The sequence below is a fragment of the Aurantimonas sp. 22II-16-19i genome (assembly GCF_002088275.1).
GTDB lineage: Bacteria > Pseudomonadota > Alphaproteobacteria > Rhizobiales > Rhizobiaceae > Jiella.
Window position 1 is genome coordinate 253,079 of record NZ_AQQS01000002.1, and the last position, 25,346, is coordinate 278,424.

General features: G+C 66.1%; 20 protein-coding genes. 9 read left to right on the forward strand and 11 right to left on the reverse strand.

What is annotated here, in order from left to right:
* Positions 1 to 44: 44 nt before the first annotated feature.
* The 7 genes from ATO4_RS03755 to ATO4_RS28045 form a co-directional block, all read right to left on the reverse strand.
* Positions 45 to 464, reverse strand: a complete 420-nt coding sequence (locus ATO4_RS03755; RefSeq protein WP_176222848.1) for a type II toxin-antitoxin system VapC family toxin — start codon at positions 462 to 464, stop codon at positions 45 to 47.
* A 2-nt stretch (positions 465 to 466) separates the two neighbouring features.
* On the reverse strand, positions 467 to 745 hold the full coding sequence (locus tag ATO4_RS03760) for a hypothetical protein (protein ID WP_083590064.1): 279 nt from the start codon (positions 743 to 745) through the stop codon (positions 467 to 469).
* Between the two features lie 15 nt (positions 746 to 760).
* Positions 761 to 1,993: an ABC transporter permease gene (locus ATO4_RS03765; RefSeq protein WP_083590065.1), complete on the reverse strand. Its 1,233-nt coding sequence runs from the start codon at positions 1,991 to 1,993 to the stop codon at positions 761 to 763.
* 61 nt (positions 1,994 to 2,054) lie between these two features.
* Positions 2,055 to 3,182, reverse strand: a complete 1,128-nt coding sequence (locus ATO4_RS03770; RefSeq protein WP_083590066.1) for a microcin C ABC transporter permease YejB — start codon at positions 3,180 to 3,182, stop codon at positions 2,055 to 2,057.
* Between the two features lie 172 nt (positions 3,183 to 3,354).
* Complete coding sequence (locus tag ATO4_RS03775; protein ID WP_083590067.1) at positions 3,355 to 5,232, reverse strand: extracellular solute-binding protein; 1,878 nt, start codon at positions 5,230 to 5,232, stop codon at positions 3,355 to 3,357.
* Positions 5,232 to 7,238 carry an extracellular solute-binding protein gene (locus ATO4_RS03780; RefSeq protein WP_083590190.1) on the reverse strand — a complete coding sequence of 669 codons (2,007 nt, stop codon included), beginning with the start codon at positions 7,236 to 7,238 and terminating at the stop codon, positions 5,232 to 5,234. Before ATO4_RS03780 ends, ATO4_RS03775 begins: the two co-directional genes overlap by 1 nt.
* A 207-nt stretch (positions 7,239 to 7,445) precedes the next feature.
* A complete protein-coding gene (locus ATO4_RS28045) occupies positions 7,446 to 8,711 on the reverse strand; it encodes a cytochrome c family protein (protein ID WP_083590068.1) in 1,266 nt (421 codons plus the stop codon).
* Between the two features lie 194 nt (positions 8,712 to 8,905).
* Between ATO4_RS28045 and ATO4_RS03790 the strand changes: the two genes are divergently transcribed.
* Both ATO4_RS03790 and ATO4_RS03795 read left to right on the forward strand, forming a co-directional pair.
* Entirely contained in the window at positions 8,906 to 9,634 is a 729-nt protein-coding gene (locus tag ATO4_RS03790; RefSeq protein WP_083590069.1) for a 3-deoxy-manno-octulosonate cytidylyltransferase, read from the forward strand.
* The gene (locus ATO4_RS03795) at positions 9,631 to 10,602 is read left to right on the forward strand and encodes a prephenate dehydratase (protein ID WP_083590070.1); all 972 of its coding nucleotides are present in this window, start codon (positions 9,631 to 9,633) and stop codon (positions 10,600 to 10,602) included. Before ATO4_RS03790 ends, ATO4_RS03795 begins: the two co-directional genes overlap by 4 nt.
* Positions 10,603 to 10,702: 100 nt before the next feature.
* Here ATO4_RS03795 and ATO4_RS03800 read toward each other — a convergent pair whose 3' ends face one another.
* Both ATO4_RS03800 and ATO4_RS03805 read right to left on the reverse strand, forming a co-directional pair.
* Positions 10,703 to 11,596, reverse strand: a complete 894-nt coding sequence (locus tag ATO4_RS03800) for an alpha/beta hydrolase (RefSeq protein WP_176222849.1) — start codon at positions 11,594 to 11,596, stop codon at positions 10,703 to 10,705.
* A 162-nt stretch (positions 11,597 to 11,758) separates the two neighbouring features.
* Positions 11,759 to 13,918 (reverse strand): lytic transglycosylase domain-containing protein, encoded by a 2,160-nt coding sequence (locus ATO4_RS03805; RefSeq protein WP_083590072.1) that lies wholly within the window; start codon positions 13,916 to 13,918, stop codon positions 11,759 to 11,761.
* A 346-nt stretch (positions 13,919 to 14,264) separates the two neighbouring features.
* Here ATO4_RS03805 and dapA point away from each other — a divergent pair, with 346 nt between their 5' ends.
* The 4 genes from dapA to ATO4_RS26865 all read left to right on the forward strand — a co-directional run bounded on the left by dapA (position 14,265) and on the right by ATO4_RS26865 (position 20,880).
* A complete protein-coding gene (gene dapA / locus ATO4_RS03810) occupies positions 14,265 to 15,146 on the forward strand; it encodes a 4-hydroxy-tetrahydrodipicolinate synthase (RefSeq protein WP_083590073.1) in 882 nt (293 codons plus the stop codon).
* A 196-nt stretch (positions 15,147 to 15,342) separates the two neighbouring features.
* The gene (gene smpB / locus ATO4_RS03815) at positions 15,343 to 15,813 is read left to right on the forward strand and encodes an SsrA-binding protein SmpB (RefSeq protein WP_083590074.1); all 471 of its coding nucleotides are present in this window, start codon (positions 15,343 to 15,345) and stop codon (positions 15,811 to 15,813) included.
* A 1,153-nt stretch (positions 15,814 to 16,966) separates the two neighbouring features.
* Positions 16,967 to 17,782, forward strand: coding sequence for a hypothetical protein (locus ATO4_RS03820; protein WP_083590075.1), 816 nt, complete (start codon positions 16,967 to 16,969; stop codon positions 17,780 to 17,782).
* Between the two features lie 59 nt (positions 17,783 to 17,841).
* A complete protein-coding gene (locus ATO4_RS26865; protein ID WP_139802231.1) occupies positions 17,842 to 20,880 on the forward strand; it encodes a hypothetical protein in 3,039 nt (1,012 codons plus the stop codon).
* Positions 20,881 to 21,136: 256 nt separating this feature from the next.
* Here ATO4_RS26865 and ATO4_RS03835 read toward each other — a convergent pair whose 3' ends face one another.
* Positions 21,137 to 22,561, reverse strand: coding sequence for a DUF2252 family protein (locus ATO4_RS03835; RefSeq protein ID WP_083590078.1), 1,425 nt, complete (start codon positions 22,559 to 22,561; stop codon positions 21,137 to 21,139).
* Between the two features lie 108 nt (positions 22,562 to 22,669).
* Here ATO4_RS03835 and ATO4_RS03840 point away from each other — a divergent pair, with 108 nt between their 5' ends.
* From ATO4_RS03840 to ATO4_RS03850, 3 genes are all read left to right on the forward strand, one after another.
* Positions 22,670 to 23,128 carry a metallophosphoesterase family protein gene (locus tag ATO4_RS03840; RefSeq protein ID WP_083590079.1) on the forward strand — a complete coding sequence of 153 codons (459 nt, stop codon included), beginning with the start codon at positions 22,670 to 22,672 and terminating at the stop codon, positions 23,126 to 23,128.
* Between the two features lie 159 nt (positions 23,129 to 23,287).
* Complete coding sequence (locus ATO4_RS03845; protein WP_083590080.1) at positions 23,288 to 24,133, forward strand: TIGR02587 family membrane protein; 846 nt, start codon at positions 23,288 to 23,290, stop codon at positions 24,131 to 24,133.
* Entirely contained in the window at positions 24,130 to 24,564 is a 435-nt protein-coding gene (locus tag ATO4_RS03850; protein ID WP_083590081.1) for a TIGR02588 family protein, read from the forward strand. Before ATO4_RS03845 ends, ATO4_RS03850 begins: the two co-directional genes overlap by 4 nt.
* 62 nt (positions 24,565 to 24,626) lie before the next feature.
* Here the strand turns inward: ATO4_RS03850 and ATO4_RS03855 are convergent, their stop codons facing one another.
* Positions 24,627 to 25,316, reverse strand: coding sequence for a uracil-DNA glycosylase (locus ATO4_RS03855; protein ID WP_139802248.1), 690 nt, complete (start codon positions 25,314 to 25,316; stop codon positions 24,627 to 24,629).
* Positions 25,317 to 25,346 lie beyond the last annotated feature (30 nt).

Consider the following 25,346-nt stretch of genomic DNA (forward strand, 5'->3'; position numbering starts at 1 on the left):
CGATTTGCGTTCAAGAGAGGGCGCCTCGATGTGCTGAGGGAGAATCAGAGCAACCGCATGGCTATCTCTTTCTCGGAAATTCGCGTCAGAGACGCCGGAAATCGAAGCCGTCGGTCGCTGGAGAGGATACTCGTGCAACCGGTTTCGACAGCCGTCGCAACGTGGATGGCATCCGGCAGCTTGCCGCCGTTCTCTGTCCGCACTGCAGCACTTCGGATGAGGATGTCGACAGTGATCGGAATGGTCCTGAGACCGAGTGGCTGCGTGAGGAGCGCTCGATAGGCGCGGACGAGATCATCTCTTGCCGCCGCCAGGGGCCTGACCATCACCTCAGCGAGAGAGAGTTGGCTTGTCAGAAGATCGAATTGGCCTCTGGCGGACAACTCGAAGAGCTTCATGACGTCGGGATGCTTCTTCTCCACGAACGCGATCAGGATGTTGGTGTCGACGTAGATCGGCGCCACTCTCAGTCGTCCCACTCGTCGCGAAGCGCACGGATACGCTGGACCGCCTCCTCTGTCGTGGTCCCGAGGTCGGCGCCGGCTCCCCAGATCCTCCGAAGAGCCGCAAGCCGTTGCTCCAGTTCCTCGGGTGAGATCGAAGGGGGCGTCGCAACCGCTTCACTCGCCGACAACTCCCCTTCGAACGTCACGCTCACCGGCGTGCCGGGAACGAATTTCTCCCGCATGTCCTCCGGCAGCTCGTCGACGCTGACCGTCCTCGTAATTCGCCCGACCTCACCCATCGAAACCTCCTCGCCTCATTTGAAGCTCTTGCGCGGATCGAAGGCGTCGCGCACCGCCTCGCCGATGAAGACCAGCAAGGATAGCATCAGGGCGAGGACGAGGAAGCCGGAAAAGCCGAGCCAGGGGGCCTGCAGGTTGTTCTTGCCCTGGGCGAGGAGCTCGCCGAGCGACGGCGAGCCGGGCGGCAGGCCGAGGCCGAGGAAGTCGAGCGCCGTCAGGGTGGTGATCGAACCGGACAGGATGAAGGGCAGGAAGGTGAGCGTCGCCACCATCGCGTTGGGAAGGACGTGGCGGAACATGATCGTCCAGTCACCGACCCCGAGCGCCCGGGCCGCGTTGACATATTCGAAGTTGCGGGCGCGCAGGAACTCGGCCCTGACGACGCCGACGAAGGCGACCCAGGAAAACAGCATCATGATGCCGAGCAGCACCCAGAAGCCCGGGGGCAGGATCGCCGCGATGATCAGCAGGAGGTAGAGGACCGGGATCGATGACCAGATCTCGATGAAGCGCTGGAAGAACAGGTCCACCAGCCCGCCGAAATAGCCCTGGACCGCGCCGGCGGTGACGCCGATGATCGCCGATCCGGCCGTCAGGATGAGGCCGAACAGCACCGAGATCCGGAAGCCGTAGATCACCCGGGCGAGGACGTCGCGCACCTGGTCGTCGGTGCCGAGCCAGTTCATGTTGCCGATGACGCAGCCGGGATCGTCCACCCCTTGCGGATAGCCCTGGCAGCGCTCTTCCTTGGACAGCGTCCAGAAGGGCGGCGAGGGGGCCGGCGTCGGCGGCTCGAGGTTCTTGGTATCGTAGGAATAGCGGATCGGCGGCCAGATCATCCAGCCATTGGCGTTGATCTCTTCCATGTTGACCGGATCGCGATAATCCGTCGTCGGCAGGAAGCCGCCGAACACCTCCTCGGGATAGTCGACGAAGACCGGATAGTAGAACTCGCCCTTGTACTCGACGAGGATCGGCCGGTCGTTGGCGACGAATTCGGCGAACAGCGCGATGAAGAACAGGATGCCGAAGATCCACAGCGACCAGTAGCCGCGCCGGTTGGCCTTGAAGTTGCGCCAGCGGCGCTGGTTGATCGGCGAGATCCGGGGCCGCCTGGTGAGCGCGCTGTCGGGCGCGAGCTGGGCGATGCCGCTGGTCTGTTCGCGGGCGATGTCGGCCGCCCGCTCTTCGGGCTGTTGGCCATTGCGACGCTCGGCGTCCAGACGGTCCTTCAGGGCGTCGTCCATGGTCAGACCTCCCGCCACATGGCTGCTTCCGAAAACCGGTTCCCACTTTTCGGCGCCATTCTCAGACCTCCCGCCGGTCGAAGTCGATCCGCGGATCGATCCAGGTGTACATGAGGTCGGAGATCAGCGTGGTGACGAGGCCGATGAGCGAGAAGATGTAGAGGGTGGCGAAAACCACGGGATAGTCGCGCTTGTAGATCGAGTCGAAGCCGAGATAGCCGAGCCCGTCGAGCGAGAAGATCGTCTCGATCAGCAGCGAGCCGGTGAAGAAGGCGGAGATGAAGGCGCCGGGAAAGCCGGCGATGATGATCAGCATGGCATTGCGGAAGACGTGGCCGTAGAGGACGCGCCGCTCGTTGAGCCCCTTGGCGCGGGCGGTGGTGACATACTGCTTGCCGATCTCGTCGAGGAAGGAGTTCTTCGTCAGGAGCGTGGTCGTGGCGAAGGCCGACAGCGACAGGGCGATCAGCGGCAGGGTGAGGTGCCAGAAGTAGTCCGGGATCGTGCGGGTGACGCAGGCGGCCGCGTCGAACTTCGACGACCAGGGCGCACACCAGGCGCCGCTGACGCCGTCCGACAGGAGGCCGCGCAACGGGAACCAGTCGAGGAACGACCCGCCCGCGAACAGCACCATCAGGAGGATCGCGAAGATGAAGCCGGGGATCGCATAGGCGACGATGACGATGCCGGAGGTCCACACGTCGAAGGTCGAGCCGTCCTTCAGCGCCTTGCGGATGCCGAGCGGGATGGAAATGCCGTAGGAGATCAGGGTGATCCACAGGCCGAGGGAGATCGACACCGGCATTTTTTCCAGGATCAGGTCCCAGACGCCGATCGAGCGGAAATAGCTTTCGCCGAAGTCGAAGCGGGCGTAGTTCCAGATCATCAGGCCGAAGCGCTCGAGCGGCGGCTTGTCGAAGCCGAACTGCTGTTCGAGCTTCTTGATGAATTCCGGATCGAGCCCCTGTGCGCCGCGATAGCCGGAATCCTGGGCGCTGGAGGACGAGCCGAAGTCGGAGCTCGCACCGGAGACCCGGTCGGCCGCGCCACCGGCCTCGCCGCGCAAGCCGGCCACGACCTGCTCGACCGGGCCGCCGGGCGCGAACTGCACCACGATGAAGGAGATCGCCATGATCCCGAGGATGGTCGGGATCATCAGCAGCATTCGGCGAAGGATGTAGGCGCCCATGTCGGGTTTCGCGTCTCCGTTTGGCGTCACACGACCCTTCCGGGCGGCGGCGCGGAATTCGCCTGTGTTTCGACGTTGTTAACCAAAAGCGCGGCGCAGCGCAAAAGACCGACCGCCAGGCGGGCGATCCTCCCGGCCGAGTGCCGCCCAGACCCTTTCGTGCCAGGCTTGCTCAGGCCTTGCCGATCGCCCTGGCCTTGGCTTCGTCCAGCCACCACAGCCGCTCGACCGGCCAGCCATAGTCGGGCTTCGGCTCCCTGAAGCCGAACATGTCCCAGTAGGCGGCCCGGTGGCTTTCCGAATGGATGTTCGGGATCCAGTCGAAGCGTGCGCGCAGCACCCGGTCGAGCGCCCGCATGGCCATCGTCAGGCTCTTGCGGTCCTCGGCCCGGTTGACGACGTCGATCAGCGCGTCGACGGCCGGATCGGCCATGCCGACGAAGTTGTTCGACCCCTCCCGGTCCCTGGTGAGGCTTCCGAACAGACCGACCAGCGTGTCCCGGGTGGGGGTCGAGCCGAGCGAGAAGGCGCCGCCGATCAGGTCGTAGTCGAAGCGGTTCTTGCGCTCCTGATACTGGGCGCCGTCGACCAGACGAAACGAGGCGTCGATCCCGAGCGACGTCAGGTTCTGGATGAACTTCGAGTAGACCCGCTCGAACCCCTGGTCGTCGATCATGTATTCGAGGGCGAAGGGCTGGCCGGCCGCGTTCACCAGCTTGCCCTCCGCCTGTTTCCAGCCTGCCTCGGCGAGCAGCCCGAGAGCCTCGCGCAGCCTCGCCCGATCGCGGCCCGAGCCGTCCGAGACCGGCTGGGTCCAGACGTCGCCGAAAACCTCTTCGGGCAGCTTGTCGCGCAGCGGCTCGAGGATCTTCAGTTCCGCCGGCGAGGGCGGTCCCTCCGCCTTGAAGTCGGATGTCTCGAAACACGAATCGGAGTGCTCGTAGATGCCGTAGAACATCTGCGCATTCGTCCATTCGAAGTCGAAGCACAGATTGATGGCGTGGCGCACGTTGCGGTCGGCGAAGCGCTCGCGGCGCTGGTTCAGCGCCCAGGACTGGAATGTCGGCGTCTTCTCGCGCGGAAATTCGCGCTTGATCACCTTGCCTTCGACGACCGCCGGAAACCCGTAGTCGGTCGCCCAGGTCTTCGAGGTGAACTCCTCGCGGAAGGTGATGTTGCCCTTCTTGAAGGCCTCGAAGCCGATCGTGCGGTCGCGGAAGAAGTCGATGCGGATGGTGTCGAAATGATCGAGGCCGCGGGCGAAGGCCATATCCCTCGCCCAGTAGTCCTGGCGCTTGCCGTATTCGACATAGCGGCCGAACTCGAATGCCTTGACCTCGAAACGCCCGCTGCCGGGGATCGGCTTCGCCGTCACGTTCTCGAAGGCTTCGGCGTCGAAGAAGGCCTTCGGCACGATCGGGATGCCGAAGGCGCCGAGGGCGTCCTGGTCGGTCTGCCGGCCGGAGAAGACGAGGCGGACGCGGTCCGGCGCCTCGGCGACCACCGCGTCCAGCTCCTGCAGCGTGATCTGCAGGGAGGGGTGCCCCTTCTCCTTGAACGTCTCGTAGCTGAAGACGACGTCCTCCGCCGTCACCTTGGCGCCGCTCGAGAACGTCGCTTCCGGGCGCAGCGCGAAGACATAGGCATTGCGATCCGCGGAGATCGTCACCGAGCTGGCCAGCGCACAGTAGAGCGAGTCCGGCTCGTCCAGAGACGAGGTCATCAGCCCGTCATAGAGCTTCTCGATCCGCGGCGGCGCATTGCCCTTGAGGACGAAGGTGTTGAGCGTGTCGAAGGTGAGCGGCGACTGGTTCAACGCCCAGTTCGGCACCGACATGTTGAACTGCCCGCCCGCCGGCGCATCCGGCGTCGCATAGCCGAAGTGTGAAAAGTCAGCCGGATATTTCAGGTCGCCGAAGGCCGACAGGCCGTGCAGCGGCGTCTCGGTCGGCGAGGCGGCGAAGCCGCGGCCGGGCAGGAGGGCGGATGCGGCGAGGCCGAGCGCCATCTGACCGAAGCCGCGCCGGGTGAAGCGGAACGTCGTGCCCATCAGTTCGACGCGGCCTTCTCGGCGCTCTTGATCCACCAGGCGAAGGGGTCGATGGTCGAATAGCCGGGCCGCTTGCCGGACATTTCGAGCTTGTCCCAATAGGCGAGCCACATGTCGGCATTGCGATACTGCGGAACGACGTAATACTCCCACAGCATCACCCGATCGAGCGCCCGCGTCGCGGCGACGAGGTCGTCGCGGTCGGTGGCATAGACGATGTTGTCGATCAGCTTGTCGATCGCCGGGTTCTTGATGCCTGCGTAGTTCCGGCTTCCGGGAGAGTCTGCTGCGGCGCTCGACCAGAAGTCCCGCTGCTCGTTGCCGGGCGAGAGCGACTGCGGATAGTATTTGACCGATACCATCTCGAAGTCGAAATTGGTGATTCGCTCGATATACTGGTTGGTGTCGACGATGCGGATGCTGGCATCGATGCCGAGACGCTTGAGGCTGTCGGCATAGGGCTGGAGGACCCTGGCGTCGGTCGGGTCGTCGCCGAGCATCTCGATCGAGAGCTGCCGCCCCGTCTTCGAATCGACAAGGCGTGTTCCCTCCAGTTCGTAGCCGGCCTCCCGAAGCAGCTCGAGGGCCTTGCGCAGATTGTCGCGGACCGAGCGGTTGTCGGTATAGACCGGCAGCTCGAATTCCTCGGTGAAGACTTCCGGCGGGATCTCATCCCGCAGCGGCTCCAGGAACTTCAACTCTCCTTCGCTCGGCAGGCCCGTCGCCGCGAGCTCGCTGTTGTCGAAGTAGCTGGCCATCCGCGAATAAAGGCCGAAGAACAGCGTCTTGTTCATCTCCTCGAAATTATAGGCGAGCGTCAGGGCCTCGCGCAGCCGGCGGTCCTGGAACTTCGGCAGGCGGTTGTTGAGGACGTAGGCCTGCATCGATTCGACCTGATGGTCCGGGATCGCGACCTTCTTCACCTGGCCGTTCTCGAAGGCCGGGAAATTGTATTCCTGCGACCAGCGCCGCGCGCTGTTCTCCAGCCGGTAGTCGTTGAGGCCGCCCTTCTTGAAGGCCTCCCAGGCTGCGTTGGCGTCGCGCAGATAGGTGTAGTCGATCCTGTCGTAGTTGTAGCGGCCCTTGTGGGTCGCGACGTCGGCGCCCCAATAGTCCTTCACGCGCTCCCACTCGATCGACTGTCCGGTGACGAAACGCCCGATCTTGTAAGGGCCCGAACCCAGCGGCGGCTCCAGCGTGGGCTGCGAGATGTCGCGCTTGTTGCCGTCGGGGCCGGTCCCCTCCCACCAGTGCTTCGGCAGCACCGTCAGGTCGCCCATGATGTGCGGCAGTTCGCGATTGCCGGTCTGGTCGAAGGTGAAGGTCACCTCGCGCTCCCCGGTCTTCTCCGCCTTGACGACGTTCTTGTAATAGGCGCCCCACTGCGGATGGAGCGCCTTCAGCGTGTCGAAGCTCCAGATCACGTCCTCGACGGTGATCGGTTCGCCGTCATGGAAGCGGGCCCGGGGATCGAGGCGGAAGGTGACGAAGGAATCGTCTTCCGGAAAACGCACCGCCTCGGCGATCATCGCATGGGAGACCGACGGCTCGTCCGTCGATTGCTCCATCAAACTATCGTAGAGCAGGCCGCCGCCGAAATTGGCGAGGCCCGCCGCCGGCGTGCCGCGCACGACGAAGGGGTTGAAGCTGTCATAGGAGCCGAGCGCCACCGAATTCAGCGTCCCGCCCTTCGGCGCATCCGGGTTGACGTAGTCGTAATGCTCGAAGTCGGCCGGATATTTCGACGGCTCGGTCAGCGACATCGATGTCTGCCACTCGCCGGCGGACGAGACATCCGGCGCTTCGCCGGCCGGAGCCTTCGACGTTGCCGCAGCCGCAGCGTCCGGCGCCGCCTCGCCGGCGGCAGCTGCCGGCTGCGCCGCCGAAACGGCGGGCTTTGCGTCCGCTCCGGTCGCGGCGCCATCCTGATCCTGCGCGGGTGCGGCCGATAGCGAGAGGCAGAGGGCCATACTTGTGGTGGCGATGAGCTGGGCGGCGCGCGTCATGATCGGCAAGGGCAGGTCTCCGTGGGCGGGGGTCCGTTCGTCGAAGGCTTCGTCACATCACAGCTTTATGGCGACCGTCGGGACGCCTTGCCAAGTGACGATTCGTTCATCTCGTGGAGGGAGCGGCCGTGCCCGTCAAAGCAAAGGCCCCGGCGACGAACCGGGGCCTTGCGGCAGGGCGGTATCATGAGAGCCGGTGAAGCGGGTTCACTGGCCCGTCGTCGCGCCGCTCTCGTCGAAGGTGGCGAGATAGGCGATGACGTTGTCGATGTCGGCGGTATTCTTCAGGCCCGGGAAGGACATCTTGGTGCCGGGCACCAGCGCCTTCGGGTCGGCGAGCCAGGCGTGCAGCTCCTCGACCGTCCAGGTCGGGTGCTCCGCGGCATAGCTCTGGAGCGGGGCGGAGAAGGTGTAGCCCTCGACCGCTGCGACGGCTTCGCCGACGATGCCGTTCAGCTCGGGCCCGATCTTGTTCTTGGCCCCTTCGCCGACGGCATGGCAGGCCTTGCACTTGTTGAAGACCTTTTCGCCGGCCGCCGGGTCTCCGGCGATGGCGACCTCTGTCGCTCCGCCTTCGGCCGGTGCGGCAGCGCCAGCTGCGGCAGCCTGCTCGCCGGCGGGAGCGGCTTGTTCGGCCGCGCCGGACGCCGGCTGCTCTGCCGCCGGGGCCGCCGGAGCTGCGGTCTCCTGGCTGGCAGCCGCCGGCGGGGCGGGCTGTTCACCCTGCACGCCTTCGGCGGACATCTGCGCCTCGGTCGTCGCGTCGCTGCTCTCGACGGGCGGCGCTTCCGGCGCGGATCCAGCCGCAGCCGGCGCCTGGGCCTCCTCGCCGCCTTCGCCCATCTTGGTGGTCGTGGCGGGGTTGGTGACTTCGGCCGCCTGCTCGCCTTCGCCGGCCGCTGCGGCGCCTTCGGCCGGAGCCTCGGGAAGCGCTGCCGGGTTGTCGGACAGGGAGCGCAGATAGGCGATGAGGGTGGCGCGGTCCTCCGGGCTCTTGATGCCGGCAAACCCCATCTTGGTTCCGGGAATGTAGCCCTTGGGATCCTTCAGGAAGTGATAGAGATGCTCGTAGTCCCACGGGACGGAGCCGCCCTGGGAGAACTCCGCCATCGCGGGGGAATAGGAGAAGTCGGCGACCGACGCGATGGGACGGTTGACCACGTCCCACAGATGCGGGCCGACCTTGTTGGGGCCGCCCTTCTCGCCGGAATGGCAGGCGCTGCACTTCTTGAACACGTCCGCACCGGCGTCGGCGCTGGCGGTCTGGAGCAGCGCGGCGATCGGCGGATCTTCCTGCGCGGCTTCCTGGCCGCCGGCGGGTGCCTCCGACGGATCGGCAGCGACGATCTCGTAGCCCGGCGTCTCGGGAGCCTCGGAATGGAACAGTCCTTCGGCGAGAAGGCTGCCGCCGAACAGCACGAAGACGGTGCCGAGAATGGCCCCGAAAATCTTGTTGGCTTCAAACGAATCCATGTGCGGGACCGATCCTCCCCATCCAATTCCACAAGCTGCCGCAAGCGGCAGACCCCCACGCAAGCGGCCGGACCCTAGGTGTTTTGCCGATTCATGGCAACACCTGTAGATAGCCCGGCAGCGGGGCTTTTTGTCACTTTCTAATGTGGGACTCAAGCTCCGGTCAAACCTCGTCACGGTTCAGCGAAAGTCTCATGTCGACACTCGTTCTCATCCCCGCGCGGCTCGGCTCGACGCGGCTTCCGAAGAAGGCGCTGGCGGTCATCGCCGGCCGCCCCATGGTGGTGCATGTGGCCGAGCGGGCCGCGGCTGCGGGCTGCGGGCGCGTCGTCGTCGCCACCGATGCCGAGGAGATCCTGAAAGAGGTCGAGGCGGCCGGCTTCGAGGCGGTCATGACGTCCACCGGGCACCAGTCGGGCTCGGACCGCATTCACGAAGCCTTGCAGAAAGTTGATCCGCAAGGCGGCGCCGAAACGATCATCAACGTCCAGGGCGACCTGCCGACGATCGATCCGGAGGCGATTCGCCGGGTGCTCGTGCCGTTCGAGGATCCGGCCTGCGACATCGCGACGCTCGCCGCCGAGATCCGCCACGACGACGAGCGCACGAACCCGAACGTCGTCAAGCTGGTCGGCTCGCCGATCGGGCCGGAGCGTCTGCGCGCGCTCTACTTCACCCGCGCCACCGCGCCCTGGGGCGAGGGGCCGCACTACCACCATATCGGGCTCTACGCCTATCGGCGCGAAAGCCTCGAGCGCTTCGTCGGGCTCTCCCAGTCTGTTCTGGAGAAGCGCGAGAAGCTCGAACAACTGCGGGCGCTGGAGAACGGGATGCGAATCGATGCCGAAATCGTCGATACCGTCCCCCTCGGCGTCGATGGTCCGGACGATCTCGACCGGGCGCGCCAGATCCTGGGAGCATGACGATGGCCGACGACCGCCCGATGATCGCCTTTCAGGGCGAACCCGGTGCCAATTCCGACATGGCTGTCAGGGACGTGTTCGGCGAGGCCTACGAGGCGCTGCCCTGTCCGTCCTTCGACGACGCCTTCGCGGCGCTGAAGAACGGCACGGTGGAGCATGAGGGCCGCGAGCGGCGGGTCGAGCGGGCGATGATCCCGATCGAGAACACGCTCGCCGGCCGGGTCGCCGACATCCATCTGCTGATGCCCGATTCGGGGCTGCAGATCGTCGGCGAACACTTCATGCCGATCCATTTCCAGCTGATGGCGCTGCCGGGCGTCCGCCGCACCGAGATCCGCAGCGTCGCCAGCCACATCCACGCCCTCGGCCAGTGCCGCAAATATCTGCGCGCCAATGGCTGGAAGCCGCAGGTCTCGGGCGACACCGCGGGAGCGGCCCGCGAGGTGTCGGAAGCCGGCGACCGGACGCGCGCGGCGCTCGCGCCGCGTCTTGCGGCGGACTATTACGGCCTGTCGATCCTCGAGGAGGACGTCGAGGATGCCTCGAACAACGTCACCCGCTTCGTCATCCTGGCCAATCCGTCCCAGCAGCCCTTCGCCGACCCTGACGAGCAGCGCCTCAGCCTGTGGGCGGCCCGCGATCCCGAAAAAAGCGACGACGGCCGCCAGATGATCAGCCGCGACGTGGTGACCACCTTCGTCTTCCGGGTGAAGAACATCCCGGCGGCGCTCTACAAGGCGCTGGGAGGCTTTGCCACCAACGGCATCAACATGACCAAGCTGGAGAGCTACCAGCTGGGCGGCAGCTTCTCGGCGACGCTGTTCTACGCCGATGTCGAGGGCCATCCCCACGACCCGGCGCTCGGCCGGGCGCTGGAGGAGTTGCGATTCTTCTCCGCCGAATACCGCAATCTCGGCGTCTACCGCGCGGCCGAGAACCGCCAGGCGCTGCTTCTGCCGGGGGAGTGAGGCAACGCGGTGCCGGCAGAAGCCCCTCGTCCTTCGAGGCTCAGCGTCGCTGCGCTCGGCTTAGCCCCTCAGGATGATGGGTCTTCTGCTCCGGCACTCGTCAAAGGCATCGCTGCGCAAATCCCCGTATTCGCTCCGGTAAGCCACCGCTCTCCAGGAACGGCGCATGGCCCTGGCCGGCGACTTCTATCGCTTCGAGATCGTCGTGGCGCTCCGTCATCGCGGCAACGGTCGCGCGGCTGAACAGCGCGGAGGTCTCGCCGCGGATGACGAGCAGCGGTATCGCCTTCATCAGGTCGAAGAAGGCCCAGAGTTCCGGCAGGTCGGCGCTAAGATCCATCGCCCGCAGCGGCTCGAGGAGCCGGAGATCGTAGTTGCCCAGGATCCGGCCACCGCGCTCGGTGAAGCCGGCACGGGCCATGCGCTCGAAGTCCTGACGCGACGCGGCGGGAAAGCTGGGACCGAGCGAGGCCGCCACCGCGTTGGCCGCGCTTTCCCAGTTGGCAAAGGATTCGACCATCCCCACCGTGTCGCGGATCTGCCTGAGCCCCTCGGTCTCGATGCGCGGGCCGGCGTCGTTGAAGACCGCGCCGGCGATGGCTGAAAGGCGCATCGCCGCGATCAGGTGGATGACCAGTGCGCCGCGGGACGTGCCGACGAAGACCGCGCGGGAAATGCCGAGATGGTCGAGGCCGGCGAGGGTGTCTGCGGCTTCGGCCGGCACCGTGTAGGCTTCGGGGCCTTCTGCATATTGCGACAGGCCGCGGCCGCGAAAGTCGAAGGATAAGACTGGACGCGTGGGATCCGGCTCACGGATCAGCCGGGCGAGTTCTGCAAAGTCGCGGGAATTGCGGGTGAGGCCGGGCAGGCAGACGATCGGCAGCGGAGCGGGCGCCCCGTCATCGCCACTCTGTCCGATCCCGCCCCAGAACCGGCCCGCCAGTCGCAGCCCGTCGTGGTCGAAGAAGAACGGTTCGCCGTCCGTCGGTGCCATGGCCGCCTCTCCGGAAAGTAGCAGTGGAGAAGCGTCTCCGCCGCCGATCATCGTCGAGCTATGGCGCGGCCGGGCGAATGCGAGCCGGGTGAAGCGAATTTCGGTGCAGTCCAAGCCGAAGCGGCGGCCGTGGCGCAAGGTCGCGCAACGGCCCGCCTTGCCTCAGCCGCGCCGGCCGTTGACGAGGTCGCTCTCGATGGAGAAGGGCGCGCCGAGGCGCATCTTGTAGACCTGGTAGTTCTCCATGATCCGCTGGACGTAGTTGCGCGTCTCGGTGAAGGGGATGCGCTCCACCCAGTCGACCACCTGGTCCAGCGACATGCCGCGCGGATCGCCGAAGCGCTCGATCCACTCGCGGGCGCGCCGCGGACCGGCATTGTAGGCGGCGAAGGTGAGGACGTAGGAGCCGTTGAAGTTGTCGATCTGGTCGCCGAGATACTGCGCCCCGAGGGTGGCATTGTAGGCGGGGTCCGAGGTCAGGCGCTGGGGCGAGTAGGCGACGCCGACCTTGCGGGCCATGCTCTTGGCCGTCCCCGGCATCAGCTGCAAGAGGCCGAGGGCGCCCACCGGCGAGCGGGCCTTCGGGTTGAAGGCGCTCTCCTGCCGGGCGATGGCATAGGCGAGCGCCTTGCCCGAGGCCGAGATGTTGGCGCTCGCGGGGATGACGCCGATCGGGAAGGCGAGGGCGGGGGCGTCGATACCGCGCCAGTAGGAGATCTTGCCGACCTGCAGGACGAGATGGTGGTCGCCGCGCCGCTCTGCCATGACCGAGAGAAGGGCGAGTTCGCCGGGACTGTCGAGCTCGCGGGCGAGATCGCGGTAGAGGATGTCGGCGCGCCAGTCGGAGCCGATCTGCTCCAGCCGCTGGATCGCCCGGACGGCCGGGCGCGAGGCGAAGCGGCTGCGGTCGGCCGAGCTCGGGTTGGGGAACTCGATCGCGCCGGGCCTGTGGCCGAGCCGCGAGGCGGCGAGCTGGCCGTAATAGGTCGCGCCGTAATGGGCGGCGCGCTGGTAGTAGCCGCGGGCATCGCCGCCGCCGCCGGCCTCGGCGGCGCGGCCGAGCCAGTAGTAGCCCCGCGACAGCGACAGCGGCTTGTTCGACATCTGGACGATGCGGGCGAAGTGGCGGGACGCCGTCCCGGGATCGCGCAGGAAGCGCATCGCGATCCAGCCGGCGTGGAACTCGGCCTCCACCGCCTCGGTGGAATCGGCCGCCGAATGGCCTGCCGCGACCCGGTAGGCCTGTTTCGCCTTGCCGAGATCGAGAAGGTCGCGGGCGACGATGCGCCGCTCGTTCCACCAGGCGTCGGGATCGATGAGGACCGCCGGATCGCGCGGCGCATTGGCGATGATCTCGGCGGCCTCGTCGACCTTGCCGGCCTTGCGGTTGTATTCGACGAGGGCGAGCAGATAGCCGGGATCGGAGCGCTGGGACCGCGGCACCGCCGCAAGCAGCCGCCCGGCATTGCCCTCGCCGCGGATGACGGCGGTGCGGGCGGCATAGAGCTCGCGCGCGCCGGCGAGCTTGGCGACCCGCGCGGCGTCGCTCACCCGTTCGCGGTAGAGCAGCATGTCCATGCGCGCCTTGTGATCGGCGGGCCCGATCAGCGTGCCGAAGGTCGACAGCATCGTGCGCTCGAGCGAGGTGTCCATCACCTCGCTGCGCCAGGTCCGGGCGATCAGCTGCTTGGCGCGGCCCACTTCGCCGACGCCGAGATAGGCCCTGGCGAGGGCCATCGCGCCCTGCGGGCTCTCCGGCGTGCTGTTGGCGAAAGCGGCCAGAACCTCTCGCGGGCCGTGATTCTCGCGCCAGATGGCCTTTTCGGAATTGATCCGCAGGTCCTTCATGCCCGGCCAGCCGGCGAGCGTGCGGGCGGCATTGGCGATCTCGATCGCCGGCACGTCCCTGCCGCCGGTGAGGGCGATCGCCCAGGTGAGGATCTCCCGGTCGAGGGAGCCGGGGGTCATGCCCTCGCGGATGGCCCGGGCGCGCAGGGCGTTGTTGTCGGAGAGCGCCTGCAGCCCGTTCTTCAGATCGCCCTCGACCGGCCGGACCGGATTGACGGCCCGCGGCATCGCCGCGATCGAGGCGGTGAAGGCGCTGGTTCCTGACGGCATCTCGGCCGGCGGGCGGCGCGGGATCGGGATGTCCGCCGGCACCGCGGCGGCCGGCGCGCCGAAGCGTCCGGCATCGAGGCCGACGCCGGCCCCCATGCTGCCGGTGAGGCCGGCGGGCCGGCCGCTCGGCAGCGGGCCGACCTCGGGCAGAAGTCCCGGCTGCGCCAGGCTCGGCTGCACGATCAGCGACGCCGCGAGCGTCATCAGCAGGCATCGGGTGATACGCGGAAGTCTCGGCATGGACATCCTCATCGGGTGTCGGAAATCGGGCGAAGCGCCGGGGCGATGTCTTCCGGCATGGTTGCCGACAATCTCACGATCGCCGTTAAGGCCGTGTTACCAGCAGGCTTTTCGCCGGTACCCCGGCAAATGACGACCCCGCTTGTCTCCTCCCCGGAGCTTCAATATGGTCGCGCTTCCAGCGAAGGGTCGGCGACGGTTCACGCCCCGCTCGGGGGAGGATCGATCGGGCCGCTCGGGGCGACGGCTGGCGGTTCTCCGGCAAACAGAACAAAATTCGCGGGGCACAGTCCCGAAGGGTGGATATAACATGTTCAAGGGCTCGATTCCGGCGCTGGTGACGCCGTTCGACAAGGACGGCGGCCTCGCCGAACAGGTCTTTGCCGACTTCGTCGAATGGCAGATCGCGGAAGGCTCGAGCGGGGTCGTTCCGGTCGGCACAACGGGAGAGAGCCCCACCCTCAGCCATGACGAACACAAGCGCGTCGTCGAGCTCTGCGTCAAGGTCGCGGCGGGTCGCGTTCCCGTGATCGCCGGGGCCGGCTCCAACAACACCGACGAGGCGATCGACCTTGCGGTCTTCGCCGAGAAGGCCGGGGCCGACGGGCTCCTGGTGGTGACGCCCTATTACAACAAGCCGAACCAGCGCGGCCTCTATGCCCATTACGCGGCGGTGGCCAAGGCGGTGTCGCTGCCGATCCTGATCTACAACATTCCGGGTCGCTCGATCATCGACATGACGCCGGAAACCATGGGCCGGCTGGCGGCGGACTTCGCCAATATCGTCGGCGTCAAGGATGCCACGGCCAAGGTCGACCGGGTCTCCGAGCAGCGGCTGACCTGCGGCAAGGATTTCGTCCAGCTCTCCGGCGAGGACGCGACGGCGCTCGGCTTCAACGCCCATGGCGGCCATGGCTGCATCTCGGTGACGGCGAATGTCGCCCCGCGGCTCTGCGCCGAAATGCAGGCCGCCTGCGCCCGCGGCGACTATGCGGGCGCGGTCGAGATCCAGGACAGGCTGATGCCGCTGCACAAGGCGCTGTTCATCGAGCCGAGCCCGACGGGCGTCAAATACGCGCTGGAAAAGCTCGGCAAGGTGGCAAATTCCGTCCGCCTGCCGCTGGTGCCCATCGAGGCATCCACCGCCGAGACGATCGACCGGGCGCTCGCCCATGCCGGCCTCCTGAACTGACGCTCCAGCCCCGCGCTCCCGCCTGCCGTGCCAGGACACGCGGCGAGAGGGCCTGGCACGGGGCGGCTGCGTGCCGGCGGTCCCTCTGGCGGTGCTCCCTCTGGCGGTGGGGGCCGGCAGGGACCAGATGTCGGGTCGAGACGACGACCCGCCCCAACTCAGAAGGACGTGCGCTTTTCGCGTACTGCATCGCACCATGGCCAAGAAGAAACCCGCCGATTCCAACATCGCGGCCGAAAACCGCAAGGCGCGGTTCAACTACGAGATCATCGAGACGCTGGAGGCGGGGCTCGTCCTCACCGGCACCGAGGTGAAGTCGCTGCGCGAGGGCAAGGCGTCGATCGCCGAGGCCTATGCGACGGAAGAGCAGGGCGAGCTCTGGCTGATCAATTCCAACCTGCCGGAATATCTGCAGGCCAACCGCTTCAACCACAACCCGAAGCGCCGCCGCAAGCTGCTGGTCCACCGGACCCAGCTGAACAAGCTCGCCGGCGCCGTGCAGCGGGACGGCATGACGCTGGTGCCGCTGAAGATCTATTTCGACGAGCGCGGCATGGCCAAGATGGAACTCGCCGTCGCCAAGGGCAAGAACGCCCCCGACAAGCGCCAGACCATCAAGGAACGCGAATGGAACCGCCAGAAGGCGCGGATCCTGAAGGAAGGCTGAGGCGCGGCCGCTCCCTCTCTCCGTCCCCGGCGCCGGATGCTCCCGCTCGCGGCGACACCGATGACCGCGGCGCCCGAAGAGAACGCGTGCGAAAATGCCCGGCGGCGCGGTGCGCCCCGAGATTGGCTGCAGTCCCTTTGCCGGGGCGCTTCGAGACGCGCCGCGGCGATGTCTGGCCGCCCCGAACGGAGGGGCAGCGGAACGCCGGAGGCAAGCCCTCCGATAATCTAGTCTAACGGCTCGCCTCCGGCGTTCCGCACGGTGTCTTTTCGGGCCCTTCTGGCTTGCCACATCCTGCGTGGTCCCTTGGGCTTTCGCCGCAGGGCCGCACCGAATGCGCTCACCGGCTGCCGGCGCTTCACGGGAGCCCCCTTTTCAGGGCCTCCCGTTGTAGCGGCCCGATCCGCACCCGCGCCGTAGTACGCGAGGGGCCGGCGGAGCCTCGAACCCGTCCGAGCCGTGAACAACCCTCCGGAAGGGGCCACGCCGCGGACACCGCCCGTCTTCCCGAACGATCCCGGCGATCATTCGTGTCCCTCGGGAAGACGGCGAGAGGATCGTAGGGCGCGTAGGTGGGGGCGGGGATATCTTTTTGGCGCTCGCTCTCTTCCCTCGTCCTTCGACTGGCTCAGGATGAGGGACGAGAACGGTTGCGCCCATCACGGCGTCGGCCGAAGATATTGACGGGTCGACGCCCACGCCGACGTTGCCACAGGGTGGTCCCAGTAGCCCCTCATCCTGAGCCTGTCGAAGGACGAGGGGCGCTTGGTGATGGAGGCCGGAAATCAGCCCTGCGCCCATCTCGGCCGTTATAATCATCGTGTCTGCCGCTTGAAACTGAACGTTCTTGCCAGATGCGTAAACGCCAGTAAGGCGCAAAATTTCTGGCCGATTCATTTCAGCCTGAGAGAGAACAAAAAAGGACCGAATCGTCCCCGTTCGGGTTTTGCAACAGGGCCTAGATGGAAGAGTTGGCCGCGCACGATCCTCCGGTTGCCATCGCTATTTTTCTGAATCTGCCGCTGTCTCTTCGCGACTTAGATTGTTACTTTTCACTCGCTGCAACTACAGTGGCAATGTGAACCCAAGCCTCGGAGCGCTCATTTCTACGCCCTTTCATATTCCCCGCACTCTCCGCGTAAGAGATAGGACAATGCCCGAGGCGGAGCTTCTCGTTGAGCCGGGCCTCGCCATTGTTCTTGCCGAACCCGGCGCAGGGAAGACCGAGCTACTCGCCAGCGCGGCCCGAAGGCTGGGAGGGACGCGCATACGGGCTAGCACCGTACGGAATTCCACCCGGTCCGCACTCCTCATCGTAGACGCATTCGACGAGGTGGCGCGTGTTGGCGAAGCTCGCGTGCACGACATTCTGCACAAAATCCGAGATTCAGAGCCCGAACGCGTTCTCCTCTCAAGCCGTTCTGGCGAGTGGGAGGATGCCCGGACCGGACTCACCAAGGAGATCTTCGGGATAGAACCAATGGTCGCTCATCTCGTGCCGCTGGACGAGGGAGAACAGCGACGGCTCTTCGAGCACCTCCACCCCGACCGCTCATTCGATGCGTTCTATAGGGGGATACACCAGTTCGATCTCCACCACCTCCTGGGCAATCCCGAGTTCCTGCGGCTCTTCGCGGGCGCCTACGACGAAGCCGACGGACGATTGACATCGCGGGATGGCGTTTTCACCCTAGCAGTCGAGAACCTCGCGAAAGAGTCAAACCCGGACGTCACAACGCGGGGGGCGCCGGCACGTCAGGCGCGCATTGCATGGGCGAACGAGGTCTTCTCGAAACTGCTCCTTTCCGGTGCGGATGGCATCGCTTTGGGCGATATCGCAGAGGACGACCTCCATCCGCAGTTCGAGACCATTGGTATGGGCGGTGATGGGCCGCCATCCGTTTTGGGGACGAGGCTTTTTCGCCCGGGGGGGGGGCGACGAACCAGCACGAGCCGGTCCATAGGATAGTCGCTGAATACGGGGCAGCGAAACATCTTGTCGGCCGCATCGGCGATCCGTCGTACCGTTTGACGATCACGCAATGTCTCGCCTTGGTCGCTCCGAACGGAACGGTGCGGGATGATCTGCGCGGGCTATTGGGCTGGGTGGCCGCTTTAGGGCCTCAGACGATCCAGGACGCGGCGATTGCGCTCGATCCCTATGCAGTGTTGTCCAACGGCGATCCGTCGCGGCTTACCTCGACCTCACGGATGAAGCTGATCGGCGCACTGGCTGATCTGAACGCTGACGACCCCTACTTCCGCCGCAGCGACAGATGGCGGACCTTCAGTGCATCCGGCTTCTTCACCGGAAACGTAGTTCACGCAGTCCGGCCGATGCTCGCCGCATCGGCTGATGGGCACCTTAGAGGATTGCTGCTGGAGCTTCTCGTCGGATCTCCCGCCGTTGTCGAACTTCGGCCTGAACTCGAAGCCATTCTCCTCGATGAAAACGCCTATATTGGTCCTCGCCTCAATGCACTGTCCTGCTTGTTAGGTGACAGCACTTACGAGCTGGACGAAGCACTTCGAAGTCTCGTGGCCATGCGGGACCTCGATGCCCTCCGGTTGGCCTCCGAGATCTTCATGAAGATGGCAGACGCGGCGCCCTACGAGCCGCTCCGCTCGGCACTTCAGGCTTCCGCCGGCCTTTACCCGACAGATCGTTTTGACCGTTCGCGTGTCATTGGCGAGCGATACTTCATCAAGCGGCTCGTCGGGGAACTCGCCCTTGATCTCACGGTCCGACTGCTGGATGATCTGACGGATGGGCTCCGCTGCATCTGTGGTCAGGAGCGATACCGCTGCCACTGCCGCGACGGCATCAGCAAGATCGTGGGCCTGCTCCTCGACAACTATTTCGAACGTGCTCGTAGCCTCCATGATCCTGATCGGGTTTGGAGATGGGTACGAAGCCTCCAATTTCACGGCCAGATTGGGACCGATCGGAGCGCCTCCGTGGCGGCGCTTCAAGCAGACGACACTCTCAGGCGAGCGCTTTATAAACGCGCCTTTGCGGCGCTGACGTCCCGAAGTGAAATCTCCGACGTGGCCTTCGACGTCATGAACTCCCGTGGGCATTCCGGCTTATGTCAGCGTGAGGGCGATGCGCGCTGGCTAGTCGATCTCGCATACGAGACCGACAATCCTTCGCTCTGGACCGTATTTGCACCGTCCCACCGATACTATGCTGCCAGCGAATTACGAGGGCCGGTCGATCTACGCCGGCATTGCCGCGAACAGGCGCGAGAGAAGCCGATCTTGATGCGCGAATGGGCAAGGATGAACCGCGCGCTAAAGAAAAACTGGGAGCAGCATCGGCCACGACGATATCGATTCGAAGCAAGGCAGCGGGGACGAGTACGCCGTTTGGCTGAGGCCAACACTGCCTTCTTCCGAGAGAATCGGCTGGCGATCGAACAAGGCGAGAATGTTCGATGGACCTGTGATGTTGCTAGGACCTACCTCATTCAGCCTGACATGCTTCCTGAAGTGACTCATGGTCTGTTCGATCCGGAGATCATTCTCAGACGTAGCCTTCTAACTCTGAGCGATCGTTGCCCTTCAGTCGGAGAAGTTGGGGAAGGTGATAAACAAGGATGGGTGCAGATTTTCCTCGCCGGAGCCGTCGCGGAATTTCGCGCGACAGGAACCCTAGCGACGGTCGCGCCAAACATTCTTCGAACCATCCTGCTCGGCACCCATGGCTACAGCGCTTTTGCGGAAGGTGAACGGGAGGCATTCCTTGCCGAGCTCCGCCAGCGGGTCGCTCTGCCACCCGAAGAAGTGGAAACCTATGCTCGCTCGTATCTAGAGCCCTCGCTATCGGGTTCGGCGGCCTACACTGACCTCCACTTTCTAGACCGCGAGCCGGCGCTGAAGCACTTGCGTGCCTCTCTTCCGCTCGAATGGCTGCGCCGGTTTCCCGACCTGCCCCTCGAGACTCTCGAGACTCTGTTCGACATGGCCGCGGGTCACGGCGATCGGGGAGAACTGCTTACGTTGATGAGAGAGCGGTGCATGGCACTCAACGAGGGCATGCTACCTCATCGAAATGAGAAGCAAAGACGCTTCTGGTTCATCCGCGACTTCTGGTTTTCTCAGGAGGTCCATCCACTCGTCTGGGCGTACATGGAACGAGATCGCGATACTGTCTTGTGGCTGGAGCAGCTACGGGAACGCGGCCGGGCGGAGGATGCTATCTGGACGACGTTGTCCGCCCCGAAGATCGAGCGAATCCTCCGCACGTATCTCACCGAGTGGCCCGTCGTCCCCCTCCCGTCGAGTTGGGGAACCGGCAGCCCTAGGGGAGAAACGGCGTATCGCTACCTCCGAGATATCGTCTGGCAAATCGGTCGGGACGATCCGGCCGTCGCGCTGCCCGTCGTCGAGAGGTTGCTAGCCGAGACGATTGCTTTGCCCTCCCTCAACGATCTTCGCAGCATTCGGGCCGACCTTCGCCGTCGGGCAGCGACGGCCTCGACGCGCGCCCGTCCGGCAGAGGTCGCGGCCTCTCTCGACGCCGGGCTCCCCGCCAGTGTCGAACAGTTGCGTGCGCTCGTGCTCGAGTTTCTTCAGGAGATGCAGAAGGACATCCGGGCTGGGCACAATAAGGTGCGCGATCAGTTCTATGACGGCGGCGAACGCCTGAATGAGGTCCGCGCGATGGCCTGTGTGTCCTCATGGCTCGAACCCCGTCTGGCCCCGTATGATGTGCACGATGTGGTCGAGCACCAGTTGGCGGACCGGAACCGGTGTGACCTCACCACAACCCGGATGGTCGCCGGCCAGGCACGGATGCTCGTGATCGAGGGCAAGGGACAGTGGCACAGCGATTTATTCACGGCGGCCAGTGCGCAACTCGCTGACCGCTATGGAATGCACCCCCACGCCGACGAGCAGGGCATCTTCCTCGTCGTCTGGTACGGGGCGGGGGTCGAGGTGGCCGGACGCAAGCGCCATGGTTTCGCGTCTGCCGCTGAGCTGCAAGCTTCCATTGAGGCTAGACTGTCAAGTCACCTGAAAGGGCGGGTCGATGTCGTGGTCCTAGATGTATCGCGCGCTTGAAGCGCCAAGCATGTCCTAGCTGCATCCGCGAGCATTTCGTGAAGCGTTTCAGTGATGGATCTGCGAACGGCAGTGCACCGCGCCAATACCTCTTGTCCCGCCGGAAGCTATCCCGCGTCCCCGTCATTGGCCTGGTGGTCGCTTTGAGTTGATTGTCGAATGGCCAATTTCTGCGCTCACCCACCCCAAAGCTTCCAGGCAGCTTCCGGCCATTCCAGCCGAATCCCGCCTTGACGACCACCGACGTCGGCCCCCCTCACCGATAAACCATATCAATACTATCAAACGCCCCCAGCGCGTGGTCCTCGCGGAAGAAGGCGTGGTCTTGCTCGAGGCGGTCGGAGGCTTCCTCGGCGAAGCGGACGAGGTCGGCGATGAAGAGGGCGCGGGGGGTGGCGGCGGCGACGATGGAGGGTTCGATGTCGTAGTCGATCTGGCCGAGATCGTCGGAGAGGGCGTGGGCCTGGGCCAGCACCGCGCCGCAGACCTCGGCGTATTCCTTCCAGGTGGGGTTGCTCAGCTCGTCGAGATCGATGTCGTCGCGGAAGGGGGCGCGCTCGCGGCTCATGAAGCTTTCGCCGTCGATGGTGACGGCGCCGTAGAAGATGTCGCCATGGGCGAGCTGCACCGCCTGGCCGTGGGCGATGCGGTCGGCCTTGGCGCCGGCGTTGAAGTCCGACGGCGGGGCGATGCCGTCGAGGGCGGAGCGCCGGGCGCTCTTGAACTCGATGATGATGTCGTCGGTGGCGTCCTTCGAGGGGCCCTCGATCAGGACGTAGTAGCGCGGCAGGCCCAGCGACGCGGTGCCCTGGCCGTGGCGCATGCAGACGTCCTTGACCTTGAGCTCGCCGGCGCGCTTCGGCGCGTCGATGCCGTTGGCCTTGGCGAGATCGTCGATGGCCTTCTGGAACTTGTCGATCTCGCCGGAGATCGGCTGCAACTCGTCGGAGGCGCGAAAGCCGCGGCCGGAGCCGTCGAGATAGTCCTCCCAGAGCCAGGCCTCGCGCTCCTCCCAGGCCTCCTCGAACAGCCGCTGGATCACCTTGGGGGAGTTGTCCATCCGGTAGCTCTCGTTCTTCTCCGTCGCATGCTCGGCATAGGCCTCCATGGCGGCGAAGTAGCCCTTGACGAAATGCTCGACGATCTTGCGGCGCTTCTTGCGCTTCAGGCCGCCCTCCTCGCGGGCGGCGATCCAGAAGCCGACGGCGCCGCGCTTCAGGTCGAAAGTGAAGGGGGCGTAGATCGTCTCGTCGAAATCGTTGACGCCGAAGATCGGCGCGCCGTGCTCGTCGGGCATGACGCCGAAGTTTTCCGGATGGACGTCGCCGAGCGCCATCACCGAGGGCATGTCGGCATCCTCGCCGACCATGTCGCGGTAGAACAGGAGCGCGGTGCCGCGGAAGAACTTGAAGAAATCGTTCGCGAGCTCGTCGAACTTCATCCGGGCCGCCTCGTTGCGCTGCTCGATGCGCTGGGCGTGATCCTCCCGCAGGGTCGAGCGGACATGCTCGCGCCGGGCCTGGCCGGTGAGGAAGCGCGGCGGCATGATCTCTTCGCCGGAAGCGATGCGGGCCGACAGCTCGCGGAACGCCTCGACCCGGCCCTCCGCCTTGCGCGACGGCTTGACCTCGACCTTTTTCGATTTCGTCGTCGCCGTCTGCTTCTTCTGCGCCTTGGCCATGGTCCATCCTTCCGCTCGCTGAGGTTCCGGAACGCGGCGGGGGGATGGCCGTTCCGTCGGCGGGGCGGGCCGACCGGTCCGGGGAACATGCAAGGAGCGGCGGAGCCCATGCCACGCGTCGGGATCATCTCGGACACCCACGGCCTGTTGCGGCCGGATGCCCTGGCGCTGCTCCAGGGCGTTTCGCACATCATCCATGCCGGCGACATCGGCGCGGCGCAGATCGTGCCGCGGCTGGCAGAGCTCGCGCCGGTGACGGCGATCCGCGGCAATGTCGACATCGCGGGCTGGGCGCGGCGCTTTCCGGAGACGGTGGCGGTGGAGCTGTTCGGGCGGCGGTTCTTCGTCATCCACGACCGCGGCGACCTCGCCTTCGATCCGGCGGCGGAGGGCTATGACGCGGTGATCTCAGGCCATTCGCACAAGCCGGGCATCGAGACGCTCGGCGGGGTGATGTATCTCAATCCCGGCAGCGCCGGGCGTCGGCGGTTCAGGCTGCCGGTGACGGTGGCGACGGTGCTGGTGGAGGGGGAGGGAATGGTGCCGGCGATTCACGCGGTTGTTTAGAAGCGGGGGCCCGCCTGACGGGGCGCCGCCGGTTGTCGTTTCCAGGGAGTGGCCACGACCACCGTCGCCATCCGGCAGGTACGCCCGCCGCGCGGCCGGTTGAACGGCGGGGGCGGTGCTCCAGCTAGGGGCGGAGGTCCACCAGCGACGTTCCAGGGCATGAACTTGCAGACAGGCAGCTCCCGGCGCGGCGAGGACGCCGCTTTCCTCGTCGGGCTCGCCCGGGCCTTTGCCGGCGCGCTGCTGTTCGCCCTGCCGATGCTGATGACGATGGAGATGTGGCAGCTCGGCTTCTCGGTGGATCCGCTGCGGCTGGCGCTGCTCCTCGTCCTGGCGGTGCCGCTGCTCACCGGGCTGTCGCACTACAGCGGGCTTCGGCCGATGACGCGGATCCGCGACGACATCGCGGACGTCTTCGTCGCGCTGCTCGTCGGGGCGGTGACGGCGGTGCTCGCCCTGACGGTGTTCAAGGTTCTGAGCTTCGACATGTCCGTGGAGGAGATCGTCGGCAAGATCGCGATCCAGGTCGTGCCGGCGAGCATGGGCGCGATGCTCGCCCGCGACCAGTTCGGCATGGAATCAGCCGGTGCCGACGAAGCCCGCCAGACCGGCACGAGCTATCGGGGCGAGTTGTTCCTGATGGCGGCGGGCGCGCTGTTCGTCTCGTTCAACGTCGCCCCGACGGAGGAAATGATGCTGATCGCCTTCCAGATGACGATCTGGCACGAGCTGGCGCTGGTGGCACTCTCGCTGGTGCTGATGCACGGCCTCGTCTACTCCCTCAGCTTCAAGGGCGAGCACGGCCATGACGGCACGGCCTCGTTCTTCGGCATCTTCGCCCGCTTCACGCTGGTCGGCTACGTGCTGGTTCTGGCGATCAGCTTCACCATGCTGTGGATCTTCGGGCGGACCGACGAGACGTCGCTGGTGGAGATCCTCAGCGCCACCATCGTCCTCGGCTTTCCGGGCGCCCTCGGCGCCGCAGCGGCGAGGCTGATCCTGTGACGGCGACGGACGAGGACCGGCAGCCGCAGTCGCCCGCGGACGCTCCCGCCGCTCCGCCCTCGACGTCGCCGGTCGAATGGCTGACGGCGGCGGCCGGCTTCGCCGTCGTCGCGGCGATGGTGGGCTATCTCGCCTTCATCGGCTGGTCTCGGCCGGAGGGGCCGCCGGCGGTCGAGGTGTCGCTCGTCGCCATCGTCCCGCAGAAGGGCCATCATCTGGTGCGCTTCGAGGCGCGCAACGAGGGCAACTCCACCGCGGCCGGGCTGGTGGTCGAGGGCCGGCTGGAGCGATCCGGCGAGGTCGTCGAGACGGCGCAGGTGACGATCGACTATCTGCCGCAGCAGTCGGTCCGGGACGGCGGTCTGTTCTTCGACGCGGATCCTTCGGGTTACGAGCTGGTTCTCGCGGCGAGGGGCTACATGACGCCGTGACGGCGACCGGACGACGTCCGGTGCGCCATGCGACCGGTGCCGGGCCGGGCCGGGCCGGGGGGCTACTTCAGAAACGCCGCCACCTCTGCGAACACCGCCTCGAACATTTCCGTCGTCAGCCGGCCGGTATTGGTGTTGTAGCGCGAGCAGTGATAGCTCGAAAAGATGCGCAGGCCCGCGAGATCCGTGGCCCCGGCGTGGCGGAAGGGATGTGCCGCGAGGCGGCCACCGAGCGTGCGGATGGTGGAATCGTGGGCGATCTTGCCGAGGGTGACGACGGCTGCGAGATTGGGCAGGCGGTCGATCGTCCCGGTGAGGAAGGGCCGGCAGGCGTTGATCTCGGCGCCGACGGGCTTGTTCTCCGGCGGCACGCAGCGCACCGAATTGGTGATCGCGGCGCCGATCAGCTCCAGCCCGTCGTCGGGGCGGGCGGCGAAGCGGCCATTGGCGAAGCCGAAGCGGGTCAGCGTCGCGTAGAGAAGGTCGCCGGCATAGTCGCCGGTGAAGGGGCGGCCGGTTCGGTTGGCGCCCCGAAGGCCGGGCGCGAGGCCGACGACGAGGAGGCGGACGTCGTCCGGCCCGCCGGGCGGCAGGAGGCTCGGAACCGGCGCATTGTGCCAGGCCGGTTCCTTGGCGCGCCATTCCTCGCGAAAGGCCGCGAGGCGTGGGCAGCGTGGGCAGTCGCGAGAAGGCTCGGCCGGGGTGTCGGCAAAGGGATGGGCCGGGCCCGGATGGGCGCCGGCTGCCGCTATGGACGTCGATGTCGACACGGACGCTGCTGC